This is a genomic window from Pseudotabrizicola sediminis (genome assembly GCF_004745575.1).
In the GTDB taxonomy this organism is placed as follows: domain Bacteria; phylum Pseudomonadota; class Alphaproteobacteria; order Rhodobacterales; family Rhodobacteraceae; genus Pseudotabrizicola; species Pseudotabrizicola sediminis.
The window spans coordinates 236140-257363 of sequence record NZ_RPEM01000002.1; the positions used below are offsets into that span (position 1 = coordinate 236140).

Genomic DNA, 21224 nt, shown 5'->3' on the forward strand with positions numbered 1-21224 from the left:
CGTGCCGCCGCGTCAGGCCCGCCCCTCGGTCGAAATTTCGGGAATGTCGGTGCGTTCCGCCGCCACGGCCCCCGACAGCAGGTCCACCGCCCGGTCAGCCGCATCCTGAAACGGTTCCAGCACGGTGTCTGCGCCTGCGTCGAGCAAGATCTGAGATTCCGCCGACCCGTGCGAGGCGACCGCGATGCGCCCGGAAAAGCCCGCCGCACGCGTCAGTTGAATCAGAGTGCGGCGAATGTCTTCGTGGCTCAGGCCTGTCAGGTGAATGGGTACGGTCGATACCGCCCAATCGGCCCCGCGCAGGGGCAGGTCCGCCAGAAACTCGGGGTCTGTGGCATCGCCAAATTCTGCATCCAGACCCAGTTCGCGCCAGCGCTTCACCGCCTGCGGGTTGAAGTCCACGCCCAGCACCTTGATGCCGCGATTTCGCAGCCGCAGCCCGATTGCGGTGCCAAACCGGCCCAGCCCGAACAGGATCACCGCATACTTCTCGGTCTTGTGCGACCCGCCGTCGCCGGTTTCGCGGGGCGTGCCCTTGCGTTCGAACACACCAAGGTAAGGCTCGAACACTGCATAGAGCTTGTGCGAATAAGTGATCATGTAGGTCGATATGGCGATCGTCACCAGACCGACCATGGTCACCAGCCCAAGCGCATCATCTGGCACATGGCCAATGCTGACCCCCATCGCCACAAAGATCAATGAAAACTCGCTGATTTGCGCCACGGTCAGCCCGGCCAGAAACCCGGTGCGTTTGCGGTAGCCCATGGCCCCCATGATCGCCAGCACGATCAGCGGGTTTCCGATCAGCACGAAGAGCGAAAAGATCACCGCGCCGATCACATGGGTCCCCAGCAGCGATAGGTCCAGCGTGGCCCCAAGCGCAATGAAAAAGAACAGCAGCAGAAAATCGCGAAGCGGGGCCAGACGCGCCGCAATCGTCTCGCGGTAAGGGGTCGAGGCCAGCGCCACCCCTGCCATCAACCCGCCCACCTCTTTGCCAAGACCCACGGCGTCACCCACTGCCGCGAACAAGGCCGCCAGCGCAATGGCAAAGATCACCAGAAGCTCGGGTGCCTTGGCCAGCCGTTCGGTCAGAGGGTCGGCAATGTAGCGCACGAACAGCACAACCAAGGCCACCAGCGCGACACCCGATACCAGCACGGTCCAGACCGACCCGCCGCCCCCTTCTGACCCGCCGATGCCGATGGCCGACAGCGCGATCATCGCCAGCACCACGACCAGATCCTGCACGATCAGAAACCCCAGCGCGATCTGGCCGTGCAGCGAGTCGATCTCGCGCTTGTCCGACATCAGTTTCACGATGATGATGGTTGACGAAAACGTCAGTGCAATTGCCACATAGAGGCTGGTCACAGAGCCCAGACCAAGGGCCAAGCCGATCAGATAGCCGAAAAACGCAGTAAAGGCGACCTGCCCCAGCCCGGTCAGCACCGAGACGGCGCCCAGCGAGCGGACCAGTTTCACATCCAGCTTGATCCCCACCAGAAACAGCAGAACGGCAATGCCCAGTTCCGACAAGAGCTCGATCTGTTCATCCGAATGCACCAGATCGAGCGCCGATGGCCCCGCGATGAGCCCGACGGCAATAAAGCTGACAATCAGCGGCTGGCGCATAATTGTGCCCACCAACCCGATGACTGCCGCCATGACAAGAAGCAGGGCAATTTCGGCAAAGGGCGTCATCGTCAGCATTCACAGTCCTTTCGGGGTCCACAAGCTTTTCGCGCTTGGGTCGCGCCCCACCACCGACAGGGTGGCCAGGAGGGTGCAAACCGACGCCCGAGCACTGTTTGCGATCCGCCCGCGCTTGCCAATAGCGTTTCCAGCTATCCTGGTGGATAAACCACATCAATCGCCGAACAGCACGGCCGTCAGCCAAGTTTCATTTGGTGCGGATCATCCGGGAAAATATTGGTCGGAGCGAGAGGATTCGAACCTCCGACCCCCTGCTCCCGAAGCAGGTGCGCTACCAGACTGCGCTACGCTCCGACCGTCGTTGGCGCTCTAAACCCTTCGTTTGCGCTTGGCAAGAGGGCGAGCGCGGCTAGTCTGCGCGCTTGCGCAACAGCAGGCTGATGCGCGGCATCAACCCGGTTTCGGGCCGCGATTTGTTCGACAGAACGGGGCTGTTGATGGACACGCTGCCGGTGCCTTCCCGCATGACGATGTAGATGCCGGATGCGATGATCACCCCGGTCCCGACCAGCGTGTAGAAATCCGCCTTCTCGTCAAACAGCAAAGCACCGAAGATTACCGCCCAGATGATCTGCGAATATTGCATGGGAGCCACGATTATGGCGGGGGCCGTGCGGTAAGCCATGATCGACAGCAGGGCGGCAACAAAGGCCAGCCCGGCAATCACCCCGGTCAGCGCCAGATGTTCCAGCGGCATTGGCACATAGACAAAGGGCATTGCCGCCCCGGTCAACAGGAAGGTCGCCACCATCGGATACAGCATCAGGACGGCAGACCGTTCCTCGGCCCCGATCTTGCGCACGATCACCGAGGTCAGCGACCCGGTCAGCGCCGCCAACAGCGCCGCCAGATGACCCAAGGACAAATCCGCCGATCCGGGGCGAAGTACGATCAGCACGCCGATCAGCCCGACCACCACGGCAATCCCCCGGCGGGGGCCGACCTTTTCGCCCAGCATCGGGATCGCCAGCACGGTGATCAGCAACGGCATGGCGAACAGGATGGCGTAGGTCTGTGCCAGCGGCAGCACGGTAAACGCGTAGAACGCCGCCGCCCCCGTCGAAACGGCGGTCAGTGACCGCAGCAACGACCACCACGGATGGCGCGGGATCAGATTGCCGTCGGTCCGGTCGCTCATCAGCATGAACGAGATCAGCGGAAAGCCCATCAGACCGGCAAAAAAGATGATCTGGAACGAATTGTAACTCTCGCCCAGAAACTTGATGACGACATCATGGGTGGCATAGATCGCAAAGGCGAGCAGCGCATAGAGAGCGCCTTTCAGATTGTGTCCCACAGTCTCTCCCTTTGGCAGCAGGTGGTCAAAGCGCCAAACCTGTTTGCGCTAGCAATATGTGCAGAAACTGAAGCAAGGCTCAACGCCTCCCGACAGATAAAACGACAAAGGCCCGCTTGATGGCGGGCCTTCTCGCACTCTGTCATCAATGGATCAGAGGCTGGCGTCCAGTGCCGCCACAATCGCGTCACCCATCTGGGTGGTGCTGATGGGCGTGCCGCCATCGGGGCCCATCAGATCGGCGGTGCGCAATCCATCCGCCAGCACCTTTTCCACCGCAGCCTCGACCCGGGCGGCGTCTTCGCCCATGTCAAAGGAGTAGCGCAGCGCCATGGCGAAGGACAGGATGCAGGCGATCGGGTTCGCCTTGCCCGTGCCCGCAATGTCGGGGGCAGAGCCATGCACGGGTTCATAAAGCGCCTTGGGCCGGCCATTGGCCATTGGCGCGCCAAGGCTGGCCGAAGGCAACATGCCAAGGCTGCCTGTCAGCATGGCGGCAAGGTCGGACAGCAGGTCGCCGAACAGGTTGTCAGTCACGATGACGTCGAACTGCTTGGGCCAACGGGTCAGCTGCATGGCCCCTGCATCGGCATACATGTGCGACAGCTGAACATCCGGGTATTCCTTGTCATGGATTTCCTGCACCACGTCGCGCCACAGAATGCCGGATTCCATCACATTGGCCTTCTCCATCGAGCAGACCTTGTTGCCACGCTTGCGCGCCAGCTCGAACGCGGACCGTGCCACGCGGGCAATTTCTGACTCGGTGTAGCGCTGAGTGTTGATGCCGACACGTTCATTGCCTTCAACGAAAATCCCGCGCGGCTCGCCGAAGTACACGCCAGAGGTCAGTTCGCGCACGATCACGATGTCCAGACCGGCGACGACCTCCTTTTTGAGGCTGGAGAAGTCGGCAAGGGCGTCAAAGCACTGGGCCGGGCGCAGGTTGGAAAACAGGTCCATCTCCTTGCGCAGACGCAAGAGGCCGCGCTCCGGCTTTACGCTGAAATCAAGGCTGTCATATTTCGGGCCGCCCACGGCACCCAGCAACACGGCATCAACCTCTTGCGCCTTTGCCATGGTGTCGTCGTGCAACGGCACGCCGTGCTTATCATAGGCGCAGCCGCCGACCAGATCTTCGGTCACATCAAAGCTGACGCCGCGTTTCGCGCCCATCCAGCCGATGATTTTCTTCACTTCGGCCATGACTTCAGGGCCGATGCCGTCACCGGCGAGGATAAGAAGGGAAGGGTTGGCCATCACAAGGGCTCCTGTCTTTTGGGTTGCCTGCGGCGTAGCCAATGGGGTGCACAGGGTCAAGCGGTCCTTGGGAAAAGCGAGCGTTCAGGGGGCGATTTCGACCCAGATCGGGTGGTGTCTGGCACCTTCTGGCACCGGTGCATGGCCGGCGCCGGTCACCGTGATGCCAGCCGAGGGCAAGATATAGCTGACCCGCAACGGCCCCAGTGTGCCGCCATAATCCACCGTATCGCCCGCCAGCACATCCTGCAGTCGCGCATCCGCCAGCAGCGCGCGGATCGCCGCCGGGTTGCCGTTGCCCTTGTCGGGGTCGACATTGGCCTGCCCCAGCAGCACGAAGGGTTCCGGCGGGGCCTGCGGGCTGTTCAGCAAATGCAGCCAGAACGCGGCCTCGTCATGGTTGCGCCGCGTATTGCGCCGCTCCGGCCCCTCAAAGGCCGGGGGAGCGGCGTGCCATGTCAGCAGGTGCAGCCTGCGCCCGTCCGGCAGGACAACCGCAGTATCATGATGCCCGGTGGTTGACAGCCGCAGCACCTCTGCCGCGCCTTCGGGCAGGGGGGGCAGGTCGGCCCCTGGCAGATCGCGCCACAGCAGCGTTGAGTGATCGACGCTTTGCGCGGCATCAAACAGCAGCCGCGACAGGATCACCATGCCGCCTTCGCCCGGAAACCGGCCAAAGCCAATGGCATCGCGCGCCTCGTCCCTGCGCCCATTGCCATCAAGGTCAAAGCCACTGGGAATGCCTGTGTTGGGGCGCAAGACGGCGCTGTGGGGGTAAGGCTGCTGCAGGGCACCATTCAGCGCATTCAGCGCAAGCCCGCCCGCATCATAATCAAACCCCGACAGCACCAGCACATCTGCGTTTATCGCTTCAATCGCCGCAACTGCGACCGCCAGATCGTCGGATTTCCCCTGAAGCAGATCGCGTAGCAACAGGCCCGGGCCCGCGCGGTTCAGACTGCTGTTCCAGAACGCCACCCGCAGTGCCTCGGCCGCCGCAGGCGGACAAAGCAGCAGCAAAGCGATCAGAACGCCCGCGAGGCGCGCGCCGTGGCCGATCGGTCCGCTGCGCCCTGCGCGCGGCGCATGTGGCGGACCATATCGGCGATGCGCCCCATGGCGATCCCGCGCATGAACAGGCTTGCCGGAAGAAATGCCCATGCTGTCATTGTCCAGATCAAGGTTTGCGACGCGGTCATGCTATCCGGATCGACGCCGGATGACGACAGGCTGACGACAAAAGGAATGATGAAAGGCAGCAGAATTCCAAGGATAATGTTCACCCGCGCGTCCCGCTCCAACCGTTCTACCAGATCACCCGCCGTCGGGTCAAAGGTGGGCAGGTTGATCCAGACGTTGAACATGCGGTCCCGCATCGGCCAGCCGCCGATTTTCAGTACGGTGACGAAGGCGGCAAGCGAGATCAGCGAGGTAAGATAGGCCACCCCCGCCGCATTGCGCACCGCCTGTACCTGTTCTGGTGTAGCGGTTCCCGCCAGCATCAGCTTGGCCAGGCGAACGGGCGAATAGGGGAAATCCAGTGACTGCCCGACAAGTTGGCCAATCGCCTGCATCAGCGCGCTCAGGCTGGTATTCTCTGCCCGGCCACTTTCCATCACCGACAGACACAGAACCGTCAGAAACAGCATCGTAACCCGGACCCGGTTGAAGGGCGGCGCATCGCGGAATTCGATCAGGCTGGGGGCTTCGGTGTTGTATTCGACAAAGGTCAGCAAGCCAGCAAACAGGGCCACCAGTGCCGCCATCTGCTTGGCGTCACTGGACACATCGGTCAGGATCACAGAGGGCGTGATCACCACCAGGATGATCAGAACCGCCCTCAAGAAAGCGCCCGAGAATCGCGAGACCACTGCTTTGTCACCTTCCACCCGGTCGGACCCGATGCGGTGCCGGGGCCTTGTTCCGAAGATTTCCCGCCATTGTTGACGGGTAGCCTTTTTCTCGCCCAATTTGTGCCTTCTTTCCCGGCGGCCCGCAATCGTCTGGACATGATTGATTAAATATTGTGGCACATTCGCGGCCAATGTGTCGCCCGATTGCATCAAGACTGCGAAAACAAAAGGGCCGCCCTGTGGGGCGGCCCAAGATGTTGTGGATCAATGGTTTTCAGGCCCAAGGCCGCACAGTCGCCGTCTTTGCCTCAAAGCTGTCGATGGCCGCTGCCTTTTCCAGTGTCAGGCCGATATCGTCCAGCCCGTTCAGCAGGCAATGCTTGCGATGGCTGTCCACATCAAAGCCGAAGCTCTGCCCGTCCGAGGTGGTGACTGTCTGCGTTTCCAGATCAACGGTCATCCGGGCGTTTGCGCCCTTGCGTGCATCGGTCATCAGCACATCGACCACCTCCTGCGGCATCACGATTGGCAGAATGCCGTTCTTGAAACAGTTGTTATAGAAGATATCGGCAAAGCTGGTGGCTATCACGCAGCGGATGCCAAAATCGAGCAGCGCCCAAGGCGCATGTTCGCGACTGGAGCCGCAGCCGAAGTTGTCGCCCGCGACGATGATTTCGGCGCTGCGATAGGCGGGCTGGTTCAGGACGAAATCCGGAATCTCGGCCCCACCTTCAGTGTAGCGCATTTCGTCAAACAGGTTCTTGCCAAGGCCGGAGCGCTGGATGGTTTTCAGGAACTGCTTGGGGATGATCATGTCGGTGTCGATGTTGACCAGGGGCATCGGGGCGGCAATGCCGGTCAGGGTGGTGAACTTGTCCATGGGGTGGTCCTTGATGCTGGGTGCCGACAGGGCTTGGCTAAGCCGCTGACGCTGTTAAGATTGCACGACCCGGAAGGATCGAATTGCCTTTATGTTTCAGACCATCAACGTCTCTCTTCTGCGCGCCTGTGTGTTCAACAGATGGTCGCCCACCATTTGGGATCCGACCTTCTGGGGCTGGTTCACAGTGGCGGCTTATGTCGCCTGCGCGGTTCTTGCCCTTCGGGTAGTGATCCGCCGCCGGGGCGGATCGGCCCGGGCGCAGGTGTTCTGGACGCTGCTGTGCCTTGCGATGGCTTTTCTGGCAGTGAACAAGCAGCTCGACCTGCAATCCCTGCTGACCGCCACCGGCCGCTGTATTGCCCGGCTGCAGGGCTGGTACGAAGACCGCCGCCCGTTTCAGCGCACTGTGATACTCGCGCTGCTGGCGCTTATCCTGATCGTGCTGACCGCCAGTCTTTACTACATGCGACGCGACCTGCGGCGCAACGGGCTGGCCCTGCTGGGCCTGATCGTTGTGGCAGGCTTTGTCGCGTTCAGGGCGGTCGGGTTTCATCATTTTAACGAGATCATCAATCTGCGGGTCAGGGATATCCGGTTCAACGTGATCTTCGAGCTGACAGGTCTGGTCATGATCACGCTGAACGCGCTGGTCTTGCTGCTGACAAAGGGATCGCGCCGGCGCTAGGGCCGCGCGATCCCTTTGCCACGTGGTCAGACGGTTTCCGCCATCATCTCGCGCACATCGGTCAAATGCCCGGTGATCGCCGCCGCCGCCGCCATCGCGGGCGACATCAGATGCGTGCGCCCGCCCCGGCCCTGACGGCCCTCAAAGTTGCGGTTGCTGGTCGCGGCACAGCGCTCGCCCGGTGTCAGCTGATCCGGGTTCATCGCCAGACACATCGAGCAGCCTGCCAGACGCCATTCGAAGCCTGCGTCGATGAAGATCTGCGCCAGACCTTCCTCTTCCGCCTGCGCCCGCACGAGGCCGGACCCCGGCACCACCATGGCACGTTTGACGGCAATTTTCTTGCCCTTCAGAATGGCTGCGGCTGCCCGCAGATCTTCGATCCGGCCGTTGGTGCAGGATCCGATGAACACGGTGTCGATGGCGATGTCGGTCAGCTTCTGCCCCGGGGTCAGACCCATGTAGTCGAGAGAGCGTTGTGCTGCCTCGACCTTGCCGCCGGTGAAATCACCCGCCGCAGGCACGGTGCCGGTGATCGGCAAAACGTCTTCGGGGCTGGTGCCCCAAGTCACCACCGGAGCGATATCCTCACCCCTCAGGGTGACAACCTTGTCCCAATGGGCGCCGTCATCCGAGAACAGGGTCTTCCAATAAGCGACCGCTGCCTCCCACTTCGCGCCCTTCGGCGCATGCGGACGGCCCATGCAATAGGCAAAGGTCTTTTCATCGGGTGCAATCAGACCGGCGCGTGCGCCACCCTCAATCGCCATGTTGCAGACCGTCATCCGGCCTTCCATCGACAGTTCCCGAATGGCCTGACCGCAATATTCTATGACATAGCCGGTGCCGCCCGCAGTGCCGGTTTCGCCGATCACCGACAGGGTGATGTCCTTGGCGGTCACGCCGGGCATCAACGATCCGGTGATTTCCACCTTCATGTTCTTGCCTTTTCGCTGGATCAGCGTCTGGGTGGCCAGAACATGCTCCACTTCCGACGTGCCGATGCCATGCGCAAGGCTCCCGAACGCCCCATGCGTCGCGGTGTGCGAATCGCCGCAGACCACGGTCATGCCGGGCAGGGTCCAGCCCTGTTCGGGGCCGACGATATGCACGATGCCCTGACGCACATCGGACACCGGATAGTAGTTGATGCCGAAATCACGCGCGTTCTTGTCCAGCGCTTCGACTTGAATCCGGCTGTCTTCGGTCATGGTCGCGGCATTGGCGCGGTCCAGCGTGGTGGGCACGTTGTGATCGGGCACGGCGATGGTTTTTTCCGGCGCGCGCACGATGCGGCCCGTCATGCGCAGGCCCTCAAAGGCCTGCGGGCTGGTGACCTCGTGCACCAGATGGCGGTCGATATAGAGCAGGCAGGTGCCGTCTTCGGCCTGATGGACGACATGGTCGTCCCAGATTTTATCGTAAAGGGTACGCGGAGCGGTCATGGCTCTCACCTTATGCTGGGATGGCTTTTGGAATAGGGCAGGGGACAGCGCCGCACTGGGCGCGGCTTTACGTCAAAGTCGCGCAAGCACGCTGCGGGTCATGCCGAAAAAGCGGGCCGGAAGCCGCGCATGGTCGGTGATGTTGAAATAGATGAACCCGGTCATGGCGCGTTTCATACGCCGAAATCCCGTGTCAGGCAAGGTTCCATGACCGTCTTCGCTTGCGCGCGCCCGGAATCGGCGCTATGGCCCCCGGCTTGCCCCGATTTGTTGAGGTTGCGCCCCAAGGGTGCTACCCTAGGGCTGTCCCGGCGCCGGGGGTGGATCGGCGCGTCAGATGGAGGACGATGTCCTGTCTCACTCAGATCCTGCGACCGGGCTTCCGGTCGGACCCCGGGCAAACCGCGCAAGCGGCCCGGACTACACCCCGGAACACCTGCTTGAGGCAGTGTTGGCATCCGTAGATGACGACAAAGCCGAAGGCATTGTGCAGATCGACCTGCGCGGCCGGTCGGACGTGGCCGATTACATGGTGATCTGCTCGGGCCGGTCGTCGCGTCAAGTTGCGGCCATTGCCGAAAAGTTGGCCGACCGGCTCAAGCAAGGCTTTGGCCTTGTCTGCAAGATGGAAGGCAAGGAAACCGGCGACTGGGTGCTGATTGACGCAGGCGATGTCATCGTCCATGTCTTCCGCCCAGAAGTGCGCGACTTCTATCAGCTTGAAAAGATGTGGCTGCCGTCGGGCGACGCGCTGCGCGGGTCGGTCGTCTGAGCGGATGCGGGTGCATCTGTGCGCCGTGGGCCGGCTGCGGTCCGGCCCCGAGCGCGACCTGATCGACGATTATACCACACGCTTTGACCGCTCGGGCCGGGCCCTGTCGCTTGGGCCGCTGACGGAACATGAGGTTGAGGACAAGCGCGGTGGCGGCATGAGTGCCGAGGCCGAGTTGCTGTCGCGCGCGATTCCGGCAGGCGCGCTGCTCGTAACACTGGACGAACGCGGCGCGCTGGTCAGCAGCCCGGAGTTTGCCGCCATGCTGGTGCGCTGGCGCGACGGAGGGCGGCAGGATCTGGCTTTTGTGATCGGCGGGGCAGATGGGATTGACCCGGGCCTGCGCGCGCGGGCCGATGCATCCATCAGCTTTGGCAAGATGGTCTGGCCGCACATGCTTGTGCGGGTGATGCTGTGTGAGCAGCTGTATCGGGCGGCGTCGATCCTTGCGGGCGCACCTTATCATCGGGCGTAGGTGCGGGTGGCCGGATCAGGGAGCCTTCGGCCGAGATACTTGAGGACTGAAAATGTGCTTTAGCCCTGGGTGGCCCAACGGAGTTGTGCCTTGGTTTCCACCGCGCAGGGGCGGGCGGCGCGCAGGCGGGTGAGCGCGGCGTCCGGGTCTTCACCAGCATCGGTCAGCAGCCGCAGCACCGCCATGCCGGACCGCCCACAGCCGCCCATGCAATGGGCGAGCACCCGGTTGCCACCGGCCAAGATAGCGCGGGCGCGAACTGATGTGCCGGGCCAGAGTGCGGCGGCTTCCCGCTTTGGTGTGCCGAAATCCGGCACTGGCAGATGCGCCCATGCGATGCCCGCCGCCGCCAGATCGGCAGGCAGGGTTCCCGCGCCCTTGGTCGCCAGTTCCAGCTTTGACGTCATGGTCAGGACCAGCGCGGGCTGCCATGCCAGCAGCGTTTCAAGGTCACCCGCGTAGTCGCCCGCCCGCCCCGGCATCGGGCAGAGCGCGAGGGTGCCGCCAAGGGCAGGAATTTCTGCAATCTCAAGGGTCATCTTCTGGCCTTCGGGTGGACGCGGCGGGCGGCAGCGCCTAGGTTGGGGCAAGCGTAACCCCGGAAGGCAGTATGTCCGACAGTCCCGAGAAATCCTATCAGGTTCTGGCGCGGAAATACCGGCCTGCCACCTTTGCCGATCTGATCGGGCAAGAGGCGATGGTGCGCACGCTTAAAAACGCCTTTGCCGCCGACCGGATCGCCCATGCCTTCGTGATGACCGGCGTGCGCGGGGTGGGCAAGACCACCACGGCGCGGATCATTGCCAAGGGGCTGAACTGTGTGGGGCCGGACGGCACGGGCGGCCCGACGACCGAGCCTTGCGGGGTGTGTGAGCCTTGCCGCGCGATTGCAGAGGGCCGGCATGTCGATGTGATGGAAATGGACGCCGCCAGCCGCACCGGCGTGGGCGATATTCGCGAAATCATCGATTCAGTGCATTACCGGGCGGCTTCGGCGCGCTACAAGATCTACATCATCGACGAAGTGCACATGCTGTCGACCAGCGCGTTTAACGCGCTGCTGAAGACGCTGGAAGAACCCCCGGCGCATGTGAAGTTCATCTTCGCCACCACCGAGATCCGCAAAGTGCCAGTCACTGTGCTTTCGCGCTGTCAGCGGTTCGATCTGAAACGGATCGAGCCCGAGGTGATGATGGCGCATCTGAGCCGTATTGCAGGGCTGGAGGGGGCGTCACTGGCCGCCGATGCCATGGCGCTGATCACCCGTGCGGCAGAAGGGTCTGTTCGCGATGCCATGAGCCTGATGGATCAGGCGATTGCCCATGGCGCGGGCGAGACAACCGCGCTGCAGGTGCGGGCCATGCTTGGGCTGGCCGACCGGGGCCGGGTGCTTGATCTGTTCGACCTGATCATGCAGGGCGATGCTGCGGCGGCGCTGACCGAAGTGGCCGGGCAATATGCCGATGGGGCCGATCCGATGGCCATTTTGCGTGATCTGGCCGAGATCACGCATTGGGTATCGGTGATCAAGATCACGCCAGAAGCGGCCGAAGATCCGACCACCCCACCGGATGAACGTGCGCGGGGCCTCGACATGGCGAAGCGCCTGCCGATGCGGTCGCTCAGCCGGATGTGGCAGATGCTGTTGAAGGCGATTGAAGAGGTCGGGCTGGCCCCCAATGCGATGATGGCGGCAGAGATGGCGATCATCCGCCTGACCCATGTGGCTGACCTGCCAGATCCGGAAACTCTGATCCGGCGATTGCAGGCCGGGCAGGGGTCAGGGCCGGGCGGGCCGGTGGCGGGCGGTGCCCCGGCAGGTGGCAGTTCTGTCCACGGGGCCGTGATGCGCGCGCCATCTGCGCCGATGCGCGGGCCGTCGATGAACGGCGCCGGGCAGGCGATGGCACTTGCCGCCGAGCAGGTGGTTTACCAGAGTTTTGACGCGGTCGTGGCCCTGATCCGCGACCGGCGCGACATGAAGCTGCTCTATGAGGTGGAGGAAGGCGTGCGCCTTGTGCGCTATGCCCCCGGCCGGATCGAGTTTGAGCCTTCCCCCAAGGCAGGCACCGATCTTGCTGCGCGGCTGGGCCAGCGGTTGCAGGCCTTTACCGGTCAGCGCTGGGGGGTGTCGGTCGTGTCGGAAGGTGGCCAGCCCACGATTGCCGAGGCCCGCGATGCGACCCGCGTGCAGGCCGAGTCCGAGGTGATGCAGACCGCGCTGGTACAGGCGGTGATGCTGGCGTTTCCGGGCGCAAAGATCGCCGGGATACGGTCGGCAGAAGATCTGGTTCAGGCCGCTGCCGCCGAGGCGCTGCCGGAAGTCGAAGACGAATGGGATCCGTTCGAGGACAGTTGAAAGGAAGATACGATGCTGAAGGGTTTGGGCGGTCTTGGCGATATGGCCGGGATGATGAAAAAAGCGCAGGAAATGCAGACGAAGATGGCCGAGATGCAGGAGGATCTGTCCCGCATTGTGGTGATCGGCGAATCCGGTGCCGGGCTGGTGCGTGCGCGCGCCACCGCCAAGGGCGAGCTGACCGGGCTGGAGATTGACCCGTCGATCTTTGTCGCGTCGGAGAAAGAGGTCGTCGAGGATCTGATCCTTGCCGCCATCAAGGATGCCCAAGGCAAGGCAGCCGAGCGGAGCCGGGCGGAACTGGCCAAGCTGACCGACGGTCTGGGTCTGCCCCCCGGCATGCAACTGCCGTTCTGATCCGTGTCAGGCCCGCCGCGCGAGATTGACGCCCTGATCGCGCTGATGGCGCGGCTGCCGGGGCTTGGACCACGATCGGCGCGGCGCGCGGTGCTACACCTGCTCAAGCGCCGCGACATGGTGATGGCCCCGCTGGCGCAGGCGATGGCAACGGTGGCACTGACTGCGCAGGATTGCCGGGTCTGCGGCAATGTCGGCACCACCGATCTGTGCCCGATTTGCGACGACCCGCGCCGCGTGACGGGAGAGATTTGCGTGGTGGAGACCGTTGCCGACCTGTGGGCAATGGAACGCGGCGGCGCATTCAAGGGCCGCTATCACGTGTTGGGTGGCACACTTTCCGCGCTGGATGCCATCGGACCTGACGATCTGCGCATCCCTGATCTGGCGGAACGGGTGCTGGATGAGGGCGTTTCGGAAGTAATCCTGGCGCTGAACGCCACCGTTGATGGCCAGACCACGGCGCATTATATCGCCGATGCTCTGGCTGCTTCGGGCGTGCAGATCAGCAGCCTTGCGCAGGGTGTGCCGGTGGGTGGCGAGCTTGACTATCTGGATGACGGCACCATTGGCGCTGCTTTGCGCGCCCGCCGCCGGGTCTGAGACGGGGCGGATCAAAGCGCGGGTCGGGCAAGCAGAAAACAGTCCACCTGCAAAACCGAAAAGGCACCCTGAAGGGTGCCTTTGCTATTTTGGTGGCAGTCGTGGCTGCGCTCAGCGACGCGGTGCGTCATCCTCGTCATCGTCTTCGTCATCATCCTGCTGCGGCAGATTGAAGAAGCTTTCCGCGTCCGAAAAATCGGCGGGCTTTTCTTCTTTTTCGGGCCGGGTAAACACCTCCAGCCCCGAAGGCATCTTCGGCTCTGACGACATGCCCAGAGACTGTTCGGTCGACACCAGCTTGCGGCGTTCGTCATCGCTCATCACCACACCTTCGGAAGCGCGGCGGCGCACCGCGGCCTGAACCGAGGTGTCAAGCTCTGACTGTTTGCACAGCCCCAGCGCAACCGGGTCAACTGGCGAGATGTTGTTGATGTTCCAATGCGTGCGTTCGCGGATCGCCTGAATTGTCGGCTTGGTGGTGCCGACCAGCTTGCCGATGGCACCATCCGACAGTTCGGGGTGGAACTTGACCAGCCACAGAATGGCGGCCGGACGGTCCTGGCGTTTTGACAGCGGGGTGTAGCGCGGGCCACGGCGCTTTTCTTCGCCGACAGCCGCCGCGTTGAACTTGAGCTTCAGCTTGTAGAGCGGGTCTTTCTGACCCTTCTCGATCTCGCCCGCGTCCAGCTGGTTGTTGGCAACCGGGTCAAAGCCCTTGACGCCAGGGGCCACGTCGCCATCGGCGATGCCCTGCACTTCCAGCTCGTGCATGCCGCAGAAATCCGCGACCTGCTTGAATGACAGGGTGGTATTGTCCACAAGCCAGACGGCGGTGGCCTTTGCCATGAGCGGCTTGTTCATGCCCAACTCCTTTACAAATCTGTCCCGTGCCGGGAAAACGGCTGCAGGCCTTGGCCTGCGATTTCCACGATGTCGGGGAATTCAAGGGTGATATAGGCGGTTTTGACGGATAGGGGAAGCGAAAATGCGGGGGCTTTGGCTGGCACTGGCGCTGATCTGCGCAGGCAGCGCAGGCGCGCGGGCCGAGGGAGAGCAGGCGGGCGACTTTGATTATTACGTGATGGCGCTGTCCTGGTCTGCCAACTGGTGCGCGCTGGAAGGCGATGCGCGCCGCGATCCGCAATGCGACCGGGGCCGGGGCACGCCCTTTGTGCTGCACGGGTTGTGGCCACAACATGAACGCGGCTGGCCCAGTTATTGCCGCACCGGGGCGGCGGACCCGTCGCGCAGCGACACAGCGGCGATGGCCGATGTGTTCGGCGGGGCAGGGGCGGCGTTTTACCAATGGAAGAAACATGGCCGTTGTTCGGGGCTGTCCGCGAAGGCCTACTACACGCTTGCGCGTACGGCGTTCACCTCGATCGCAATCTCGCCGGTTTTCCCGCAGATCACCAAGGATCTGAAAGTTCCGGCACAGGTGATTGAAGGCGCGTTTCTCGAGGCCAACCCGGGGCTGACCCGCGATCAGGTTACGGTCACCTGCCGCGCCGGTATGATTCAGGAGGTACGGATCTGCCTGACCCGCGATCTGGAACCGCGCCGCTGTGGGGCGGATGTGATCCGGGATTGTACCTTGCAGGATGCCGGTCTGAACGCGATGCGGTAAGCGCAATGCAAAACGCGCCCCGGATGGGGGCGCGTTTTGCGGTTCTGACTGACAAACCCTCTCAGGTCTCGGGCACCAGAATTTCGCGTTTGCCAACGTGGTTGGCGGCGGTGACCACCATCTGCTCTTCCATCTGCTCCACCAGTTTTGCGGCCTTGTTATAGCCGATCCCCAGTTTGCGCTGGATATAGCTGGTCGAGCATTTGCGGTCCTTGGCGACGATCGCCACTGCCTGATCATAGAGCGCATCATCGCCGCCCTCGCCGGTGGACAGGCCCAGCACCACGTCGATGTCGCCGACCGAATCCTCATCCGGACCTTCGACCACGCCGGACATATAGACCGGCGGGCCGAAGGATTTCAGATGGTTGACGATTTCCTCGACTTCTTCATCGCTTACGAAGGGGCCGTGAATCCGGGTGATCTTGGCACCGTTGCCCATATAGAGCATATCGCCCATGCCCAAAAGCTGCTCGGCCCCCTGCTCGCCCAGAATGGTACGGCTGTCGATCTTGCTGGTGACCTGAAACGAAATCCGGGTCGGGAAGTTCGCCTTGATCGTGCCGGTGATCACATCCACCGAAGGCCGCTGCGTCGCCATGATCAGGTGGATGCCTGATGCCCGTGCCATCTGTGCCAGCCGCTGGATGCAGGCTTCAATCTCTTTGCCGGCGACCATCATCAGGTCGGCCATCTCGTCGACGATCACCACGATATAGGGAAGCGCGACGGGGGCGAATTCTTCGGTCTCGAACACCGGCTCGCCGGTATCCTCATCAAACCCGGTCTGGATGGTGCGCTTGAACATCTCGCCCTTGGCCAGCGCTTCGCGCACCCGGCCGTTGAATCCTTCGATATTGCGCACGCCCATTTTCGACATCTTGCGATAGCGCTCTTCCATCTCGCCCACGACCCATTTCAGGGCGACAACCGCCTTTTTCGGGTCGGTCACCACAGGGGAGAGCAGATGCGGGATGCCATCGTAAACCGACAGTTCCAGCATCTTGGGGTCGATCATGATCAGCCGGCATTCCTCGGGCGACAGCTTGTAGAGCAGCGAAAGGATCATGGTGTTGATCGCCACCGATTTCCCGGAACCTGTAGTCCCGGCAATCAAAAGGTGGGGCATCTTGGCGAGGTTGGCCACAATCGCATCACCGCCGATGTCCTTGCCAAGGGCCAGCGGCAGGCGCATGTTGCTGTCGCCAAAGTCGCGGGCGGCGATGATCTCGCGCAGCACCACCTTTTCGCGGGTGGCATTGGGCAATTCGATGCCGATCACCGACCGGCCCGGCACGGTGGACACGCGGGCGCTCAGCGCCGACATGCTGCGCGCAATGTCATCGGCAAGGCCGATGACGCGGGAGGCCTTCAGGCCGGGTGCCGGTTCCAGTTCGTACATGGTCACCACCGGGCCGGGGCGCACGCTGACGATCTCGCCCTTCACCCCGTAGTCATCCAGCACCGATTCAAGCATCCGCGCATTCTCTTCCAGCGCCTCATCCGACAGCGCAAAGCGCTCTACGGTTGACGGGCTGGACAGCAGCGACAGGGGCGGCAGTTCATAGGGCTGGCTTACCGCCTCATCAAACCGCAGGCGGGGCTGGCTTTCGGCAATCGCCTGCCGTGACGGGGTCATCGGCTTTTTCACGATATGTTGCACCACCGGCTTGCGCACTTCGGCCACCGGAATGCGCGGAGCGGCGTAGGATGTGACCGGTACAGCTCCATATTCCGCGGCGTCATCATCCTCTTGCTGCCAGTCGTCGTCCTCATCGGCATAGGCTAAGGCGGGCGACAGATCGGGGGTGAAGATATTGGCCGGATCTTCATATGCATCCGACTTCGCCACGGGCACGTAGGTGCGTGGCATCGGCGGCAGTTGTGGCGGGGCAGGGGGCACAGCCGCGCGGGCCGCAGGCACCACCTGCGCCATGGTCAGGGGCGGTTCCGGCGGCAAACCGACAGCCACCACCGGCGGCATCCGGCGGGTATCGGCGATCAGCGGCTGCGGCCCGCGCAACCGCTGGGTCAGGCCGCGGGCCACCGGGGGTTCGCGCCGGACCTGTGCGGCGGTGGTCGCGGGGTTCAGCACCGGGCCGGGGTGGCGCATCCGCGACTTGATCGCGTCCGAGATTCGAGCCTTGATCCGGTCATCATTCGGGGCGAGATCATCGGAAAACGGGGGCAGCTCTGGTTCCACCAGTTCCGGCTCCGGCTCGGCGGCGCGGCGCATCATCTGGGGCATCCGGGCCAGCAACCCGGCCTTTTCGCGCGGGGGCGCATAAGAGGCCGCTTCTGCCATCGGTTCAGGATATCGCGGATCGGCGCGCAGGGTGCCGCGCAGCGCCGACGGCCGGCCCCATTCGGCGGCAGTCTTGGCGGGCTGAGGCAGGTCGGCCGTGCCACGATAGATCGCTGCATTGCGCGTGCCACCCCTGGCAGGCTCGGCTTCCTCTGCGTCATACCAGTCTTGCGACCGGGTGGCTGCGCGCTGTGTCACCGCTTCGGCCCGGGTTGCCCGACGTTCAGCCAGCGCATGCGCCGCGCGGCTGGTGCCGCGCCCGGCCAGATGGATCACCGTATCATAGGCAAAGATCGAGCCCACCGCCAGAAACCGCCCGATGACCGCCAGCTCCACCAGCGTAAAGCCAGTGACCCAAAGCCCCATCACCCCGAGCAGCGCGCCAAGGATGAGCGAAAACAGCGTCAGCCCGACCCCCGCACTGACCGGGGCCACACCCAGCAGCGTGCCCAGTATGGTATCGCCGAACAACCCGCCCAACCCGAACGAATGCGGCCAGCCCGCCCCCGGCACCAGCGTTGCCGCAAAAACCGAGGCCAGAGCAACGGCGATCACCGCGAACACGATGCGCCCCATAGCCCGGTCAGCCCCGCGATGCGTGACGAAGCGAACGCCCCAGACGCCAAGGATCACCGGCAACATCCATGCGCCCTTGCCGCCGATGATCATCAGCGTAGATGCCACCGCCGCGCCGAACCGGCCCAGCATGTTGTTGGCAGGTTCATCCGTTGCCACCATCCAGCCCGGATCTTCCGGCGAATAGCTCCCCAGCATCAGCGCAAACAGCACCGCCCCGGCCAACAGTCCCAGCCCCATCAGCTCCCGCCCGCGGCGTTCCAGCATGGCGGCGGTGTCCTGGTCCAGAAGAGGGTCGCGTTGACGCATGTTGATGGATGCCATGACCTTACCTGTCCTCAATGATAGAGGCAGTCACGAAGGCGGATCAGCCCGTGCTGCAATTCTGTTTGTGGGGCGACCAAGGCCACCCGTATATAGGCTTTGCCGGGGTTGTCGCCCCCGACGTCGCGCGACAGATAAGCACCGGGCAACACCCGCACCCCTGTCTCGCGCCACAGTTTCAAAGCGGCCTCTTCGCCGTCGGCCACGGGAAGCCACAGGAAGAATCCGCCCTCCGGTGCCACCCGGTTGTGCCGTCCGGCAAACACCTCATCCGCCATACAGAACTTGTCTTGATATAGCGAAAGGCTTTCGGCCACATGCGCCTCATCGCTCCATGCCGCCTCTGACACGCGCTGAATGGGCAGCGGCAAGGGTGCGCCAGCAAAGGCGCGCAGCTGGCGGATGCGGGCCATGTTCTGCGCACCCGTCGCCACAAAGCCCGACCGCAGCCCGGGCAGGTTCGACCGCTTGGACAGCGAATGAAACACCGCCACCCGCTCGGGATCGGTGCCGGTTTGTTGCGCCACGGCCAGGGCGCCGGGCGGTGGCGCATCGCGCCAGATCTCGGAATAGCATTCATCGGCCAGAATGCGGAAATCGTGCCGCTCTGCCAACGCCATCAGCCGCGCCAGATAATCGGCGGGGGCCACCACCCCCTGCGGATTGGCGGGCGAGCAAAGGTAGGCCACCGTGACCCGGTCCAGCACATCGGCAGGCAGGCCTTCGTAATCCGGCAGAAATCCGGTCTCTGCCGTTGCAGGCACATAAACCGGCTCTGCCCCAACGGTCAGCGCCGCGACGGCATAGACCTGATAGAACGGGTTCGGCATCAGAATGACCGGCCGTTTTCCGCCCTTGCTTTCCGGCGACAGCGCAATGGCCGCGTTGAACAGCCCCTCACGCGTGCCATTCAGCGCCATGATCTGATCGGAGGCAAGCGCCACGCCATAGCGTCGCTGCACCCATCCGGCGATGGCTGCCAGCAGTTCGGGCGTGCCGTCATTCGGCGGATAGACCGCGAAGCCATCCAGATGCTGCGCCAAAATCGGCCCGACGAACGCGGGCATCGGATGGCGCGGCTCGCCGATGGTCATGTGAACAGCAGGGCCGCCCGGCGCATGCGCATCCAGCAGCGTCCGCAAACGCGGAAACGCATACTCCGGCAGGTTCAGAAACCGCTCTGGAAACGCCATATCTGCCTCATGTTCGGGGTCGTATCGCCCCGTTTTGACCAAGGATAGCCAGTGATCCGCGCCGGGTCCAGAAAAAGCCGCCAAGCCTTGGGGTTAGCCACAAGGGATTGTGTCTTTTTCGCCCGCCCTTGCGCCGCTTGTTGCTAGCGCAGCGCGCGTTCTGCCGCTGCCCCCAGTCGCAGCAGCCGTTCCTCCTGCATCGGGCCTGCCATCAGGCTGATGCCACAGGACGGTTCCGAGGTCGGCAGGGTCAGCGCACAGCCATCCATCAGATTGCCGATCCGCGTGTTGCGCAGCGCCAGCAGGTTTTCTGACACGTAATAGGCATCGTCGGTCATCAGCCGCGCCGCATCGGGCGGCAGGATCGGTGCGGTCGGCACCACCACCGCGTCATACCCCGCCACCGCCTGTGCCCAAATCGCGCGCAGGGCGTGCAAGCGCCGCCATGCGGCCACGTAATCCGGCGCGCTGAACCCGGCCCCCATGCGAAACCGCTCCAGAATACGCGGGAACATCTTTTCGGGGGCGGCCTCGATCACCTTGCCCCAGATGCCATAGGCTTCGGCGGTGAACAGGATCGGCGACAAGCCCATCGCTTCGGTCAGGTCGGGCACCACGCCGCGTTCGATTCGCGCGCCCGCCCGCGCCAGCCGGGCCAGCGCATCATCAAACCCGCGCGCAGGTGCTGCGCGCAGATCGTCCAGCGCCACCGTCTCCAGCACCAACAGCCGCGCGCCCGACAGGCTGGTCCCGGCAAGATCCGCCGCCCGCCCGCCCTCCAGCGCGGCAAGCAGCAGGGCGCAATCCTCGACCGTATGGGCCAACGGCCCCACGGTGTCGAACATCTGGGCCAAGGGCACCACACCCTTGGTCGACAATCGGCCATGCGTGGTCTTCAGCCCCACCAGATCGTTCCACGCCGCCGGTATCCGCACCGACCCGCCGGTATCCGACCCTATTGCCGCCGGGGCGAGGCCATAAGCGACCGAGGCCGCCGCACCCGAGGATGACCCCCCCGCCACCGCCGCCTCGTCATTGATGCAAGGTGGCGTCGCGGTCACCGGGTTCAGCCCCAGCCCGGAAAACGCCAGTTCCGACATGTGGGTTTTGCCAAGGCAGACAAGCCCTTGCAGCGTTGTCATCCGCAGCACCTCGGCATCCGCCTTCGGCACGCGCCCGCGCAGAAGGGCCGATCCGGCCTCGGTCGGGCGGCCCGCAGTGTCGAACAGGTCTTTCCAGCTGACGGGCACGCCATCGAGCACCCCGCGCCGCAGACCCGACTTGGCGCGCGCGGCGGCCGCCATCGCCTCGGACCTGCTGCGGTTGGGCGTCACCCGCGCATAGATCCGGTCGCGCAGCGGATGGCGGTCAATCGCGTCCAGCTGCATCTCGCACAACTCCACCGGGTTGATCCGGCCCGCGCCGATCGCCGCGCCCAGCTCTGCCGCTGTCATATTCGCCCAAGTCTTTGCCATGCCATTGCCCGCCCTG

19 protein-coding genes and 1 tRNA gene are annotated in these 21224 nt (G+C 63.6%); 7 read left to right on the forward strand and 13 right to left on the reverse strand.

Features of this window, described 5'->3' with window-relative positions:
* Positions 1–12: 12 nt before the first annotated feature.
* From EEB11_RS03820 to leuD, 7 genes are all read right to left on the reverse strand, one after another.
* On the reverse strand, positions 13–1716 hold the full coding sequence (locus tag EEB11_RS03820; protein ID WP_135429091.1) for a cation:proton antiporter: 1704 nt from the start codon (positions 1714–1716) through the stop codon (positions 13–15).
* Between the two features lie 220 nt (positions 1717–1936).
* Positions 1937–2013 (reverse strand) — tRNA-Pro (locus tag EEB11_RS03825).
* Between the two features lie 55 nt (positions 2014–2068).
* Positions 2069–3016, reverse strand: a complete 948-nt coding sequence (locus EEB11_RS03830) for a DMT family transporter (RefSeq protein WP_135429092.1) — start codon at positions 3014–3016, stop codon at positions 2069–2071.
* A 153-nt stretch (positions 3017–3169) separates the two neighbouring features.
* Positions 3170–4276 carry a 3-isopropylmalate dehydrogenase gene (gene leuB, locus EEB11_RS03835; RefSeq protein ID WP_135429093.1) on the reverse strand — a complete coding sequence of 369 codons (1107 nt, stop codon included), beginning with the start codon at positions 4274–4276 and terminating at the stop codon, positions 3170–3172.
* Between the two features lie 84 nt (positions 4277–4360).
* Positions 4361–5296, reverse strand: coding sequence for an endonuclease/exonuclease/phosphatase family protein (locus tag EEB11_RS03840; RefSeq protein ID WP_167852642.1), 936 nt, complete (start codon positions 5294–5296; stop codon positions 4361–4363).
* Positions 5297–5301: 5 nt separating this feature from the next.
* Positions 5302–6120 (reverse strand): hypothetical protein, encoded by an 819-nt coding sequence (locus EEB11_RS03845; RefSeq protein WP_245298759.1) that lies wholly within the window; start codon positions 6118–6120, stop codon positions 5302–5304.
* 283 nt (positions 6121–6403) lie between these two features.
* A complete protein-coding gene (gene leuD, locus EEB11_RS03850; RefSeq protein WP_135429095.1) occupies positions 6404–7009 on the reverse strand; it encodes a 3-isopropylmalate dehydratase small subunit in 606 nt (201 codons plus the stop codon).
* Positions 7010–7100: 91 nt separating this feature from the next.
* Between leuD and EEB11_RS03855 the strand changes: the two genes are divergently transcribed.
* A complete protein-coding gene (locus EEB11_RS03855; protein WP_135429096.1) occupies positions 7101–7697 on the forward strand; it encodes a hypothetical protein in 597 nt (198 codons plus the stop codon).
* Between the two features lie 26 nt (positions 7698–7723).
* Here EEB11_RS03855 and leuC read toward each other — a convergent pair whose 3' ends face one another.
* Positions 7724–9142: a 3-isopropylmalate dehydratase large subunit gene (leuC, locus tag EEB11_RS03860; RefSeq protein ID WP_135429097.1), complete on the reverse strand. Its 1419-nt coding sequence runs from the start codon at positions 9140–9142 to the stop codon at positions 7724–7726.
* A gap of 337 nt (positions 9143–9479) precedes the next feature.
* Here leuC and rsfS point away from each other — a divergent pair, with 337 nt between their 5' ends.
* Entirely contained in the window at positions 9480–9914 is a 435-nt protein-coding gene (rsfS, locus tag EEB11_RS03865) for a ribosome silencing factor (RefSeq protein ID WP_135429098.1), read from the forward strand.
* Positions 9915–9918: 4 nt separating this feature from the next.
* Positions 9919–10389 (forward strand): 23S rRNA (pseudouridine(1915)-N(3))-methyltransferase RlmH, encoded by a 471-nt coding sequence (gene rlmH / locus EEB11_RS03870; protein WP_135429099.1) that lies wholly within the window; start codon positions 9919–9921, stop codon positions 10387–10389.
* Between the two features lie 59 nt (positions 10390–10448).
* Here the strand turns inward: rlmH and EEB11_RS03875 are convergent, their stop codons facing one another.
* A complete protein-coding gene (locus EEB11_RS03875) occupies positions 10449–10928 on the reverse strand; it encodes a phosphatase domain-containing putative toxin (protein ID WP_135429100.1) in 480 nt (159 codons plus the stop codon).
* A gap of 71 nt (positions 10929–10999) precedes the next feature.
* Here EEB11_RS03875 and EEB11_RS03880 point away from each other — a divergent pair, with 71 nt between their 5' ends.
* Genes EEB11_RS03880 through recR form a run of 3 tightly spaced genes read left to right on the forward strand, consistent with a single transcriptional unit; the run spans position 11000 to position 13708 of the window.
* Positions 11000–12748: a DNA polymerase III subunit gamma/tau gene (locus tag EEB11_RS03880; RefSeq protein ID WP_135429101.1), complete on the forward strand. Its 1749-nt coding sequence runs from the start codon at positions 11000–11002 to the stop codon at positions 12746–12748.
* Between the two features lie 12 nt (positions 12749–12760).
* Positions 12761–13105 carry a YbaB/EbfC family nucleoid-associated protein gene (locus EEB11_RS03885; protein WP_135429102.1) on the forward strand — a complete coding sequence of 115 codons (345 nt, stop codon included), beginning with the start codon at positions 12761–12763 and terminating at the stop codon, positions 13103–13105.
* A gap of 3 nt (positions 13106–13108) precedes the next feature.
* Positions 13109–13708 carry a recombination mediator RecR gene (recR, locus tag EEB11_RS03890; protein ID WP_135429103.1) on the forward strand — a complete coding sequence of 200 codons (600 nt, stop codon included), beginning with the start codon at positions 13109–13111 and terminating at the stop codon, positions 13706–13708.
* Between the two features lie 111 nt (positions 13709–13819).
* On the opposite strand, the gene EEB11_RS03895 is transcribed toward recR, so the two are convergent.
* Entirely contained in the window at positions 13820–14569 is a 750-nt protein-coding gene (locus EEB11_RS03895; protein WP_135429104.1) for a DUF1013 domain-containing protein, read from the reverse strand.
* A 124-nt stretch (positions 14570–14693) separates the two neighbouring features.
* Here EEB11_RS03895 and EEB11_RS03900 point away from each other — a divergent pair, with 124 nt between their 5' ends.
* Positions 14694–15335: a ribonuclease T2 family protein gene (locus tag EEB11_RS03900; protein ID WP_135429105.1), complete on the forward strand. Its 642-nt coding sequence runs from the start codon at positions 14694–14696 to the stop codon at positions 15333–15335.
* 61 nt (positions 15336–15396) lie between these two features.
* Here the strand turns inward: EEB11_RS03900 and EEB11_RS03905 are convergent, their stop codons facing one another.
* From EEB11_RS03905 to EEB11_RS03915, 3 genes are all read right to left on the reverse strand, one after another.
* The gene (locus tag EEB11_RS03905) at positions 15397–18540 is read right to left on the reverse strand and encodes a DNA translocase FtsK (RefSeq protein ID WP_135429106.1); all 3144 of its coding nucleotides are present in this window, start codon (positions 18538–18540) and stop codon (positions 15397–15399) included.
* A 14-nt stretch (positions 18541–18554) separates the two neighbouring features.
* Entirely contained in the window at positions 18555–19733 is a 1179-nt protein-coding gene (locus EEB11_RS03910) for an aminotransferase class I/II-fold pyridoxal phosphate-dependent enzyme (protein WP_135429107.1), read from the reverse strand.
* Between the two features lie 143 nt (positions 19734–19876).
* On the reverse strand, positions 19877–21208 hold the full coding sequence (locus EEB11_RS03915; RefSeq protein WP_135429108.1) for an amidase: 1332 nt from the start codon (positions 21206–21208) through the stop codon (positions 19877–19879).
* Positions 21209–21224: the final 16 nt, after the last annotated feature.

Bases quoted from the DNA above. Each gene is read 5' to 3' on its own strand.
- EEB11_RS03820 (WP_135429091.1), bottom strand. From the start codon at position 1,716: ATGCTGACGATGACGCCCTTTGCCGAAATTGCCCTGCTTCTTGTCATG.
- leuB (WP_135429093.1), bottom strand. From the start codon at position 4,276: ATGGCCAACCCTTCCCTTCTTATCCTCGCCGGTGACGGCATCGGCCCT.
- leuD (WP_135429095.1), bottom strand. From the start codon at position 7,009: ATGGACAAGTTCACCACCCTGACCGGCATTGCCGCCCCGATGCCCCTG.
- EEB11_RS03855 (WP_135429096.1), top strand. From the start codon at position 7,101: ATGTTTCAGACCATCAACGTCTCTCTTCTGCGCGCCTGTGTGTTCAAC.
- leuC (WP_135429097.1), bottom strand. From the start codon at position 9,142: ATGACCGCTCCGCGTACCCTTTACGATAAAATCTGGGACGACCATGTC.
- rsfS (WP_135429098.1), top strand. From the start codon at position 9,480: ATGGAGGACGATGTCCTGTCTCACTCAGATCCTGCGACCGGGCTTCCG.
- rlmH (WP_135429099.1), top strand. From the start codon at position 9,919: ATGCGGGTGCATCTGTGCGCCGTGGGCCGGCTGCGGTCCGGCCCCGAG.
- EEB11_RS03875 (WP_135429100.1), bottom strand. From the start codon at position 10,928: ATGACCCTTGAGATTGCAGAAATTCCTGCCCTTGGCGGCACCCTCGCG.
- EEB11_RS03880 (WP_135429101.1), top strand. From the start codon at position 11,000: ATGTCCGACAGTCCCGAGAAATCCTATCAGGTTCTGGCGCGGAAATAC.
- EEB11_RS03885 (WP_135429102.1), top strand. From the start codon at position 12,761: ATGCTGAAGGGTTTGGGCGGTCTTGGCGATATGGCCGGGATGATGAAA.
- EEB11_RS03895 (WP_135429104.1), bottom strand. From the start codon at position 14,569: ATGAACAAGCCGCTCATGGCAAAGGCCACCGCCGTCTGGCTTGTGGAC.
- EEB11_RS03900 (WP_135429105.1), top strand. From the start codon at position 14,694: ATGCGGGGGCTTTGGCTGGCACTGGCGCTGATCTGCGCAGGCAGCGCA.
- EEB11_RS03905 (WP_135429106.1), bottom strand. From the start codon at position 18,540: ATGGCATCCATCAACATGCGTCAACGCGACCCTCTTCTGGACCAGGAC.
- EEB11_RS03910 (WP_135429107.1), bottom strand. From the start codon at position 19,733: ATGGCGTTTCCAGAGCGGTTTCTGAACCTGCCGGAGTATGCGTTTCCG.
- EEB11_RS03915 (WP_135429108.1), bottom strand. From the start codon at position 21,208: ATGGCAAAGACTTGGGCGAATATGACAGCGGCAGAGCTGGGCGCGGCG.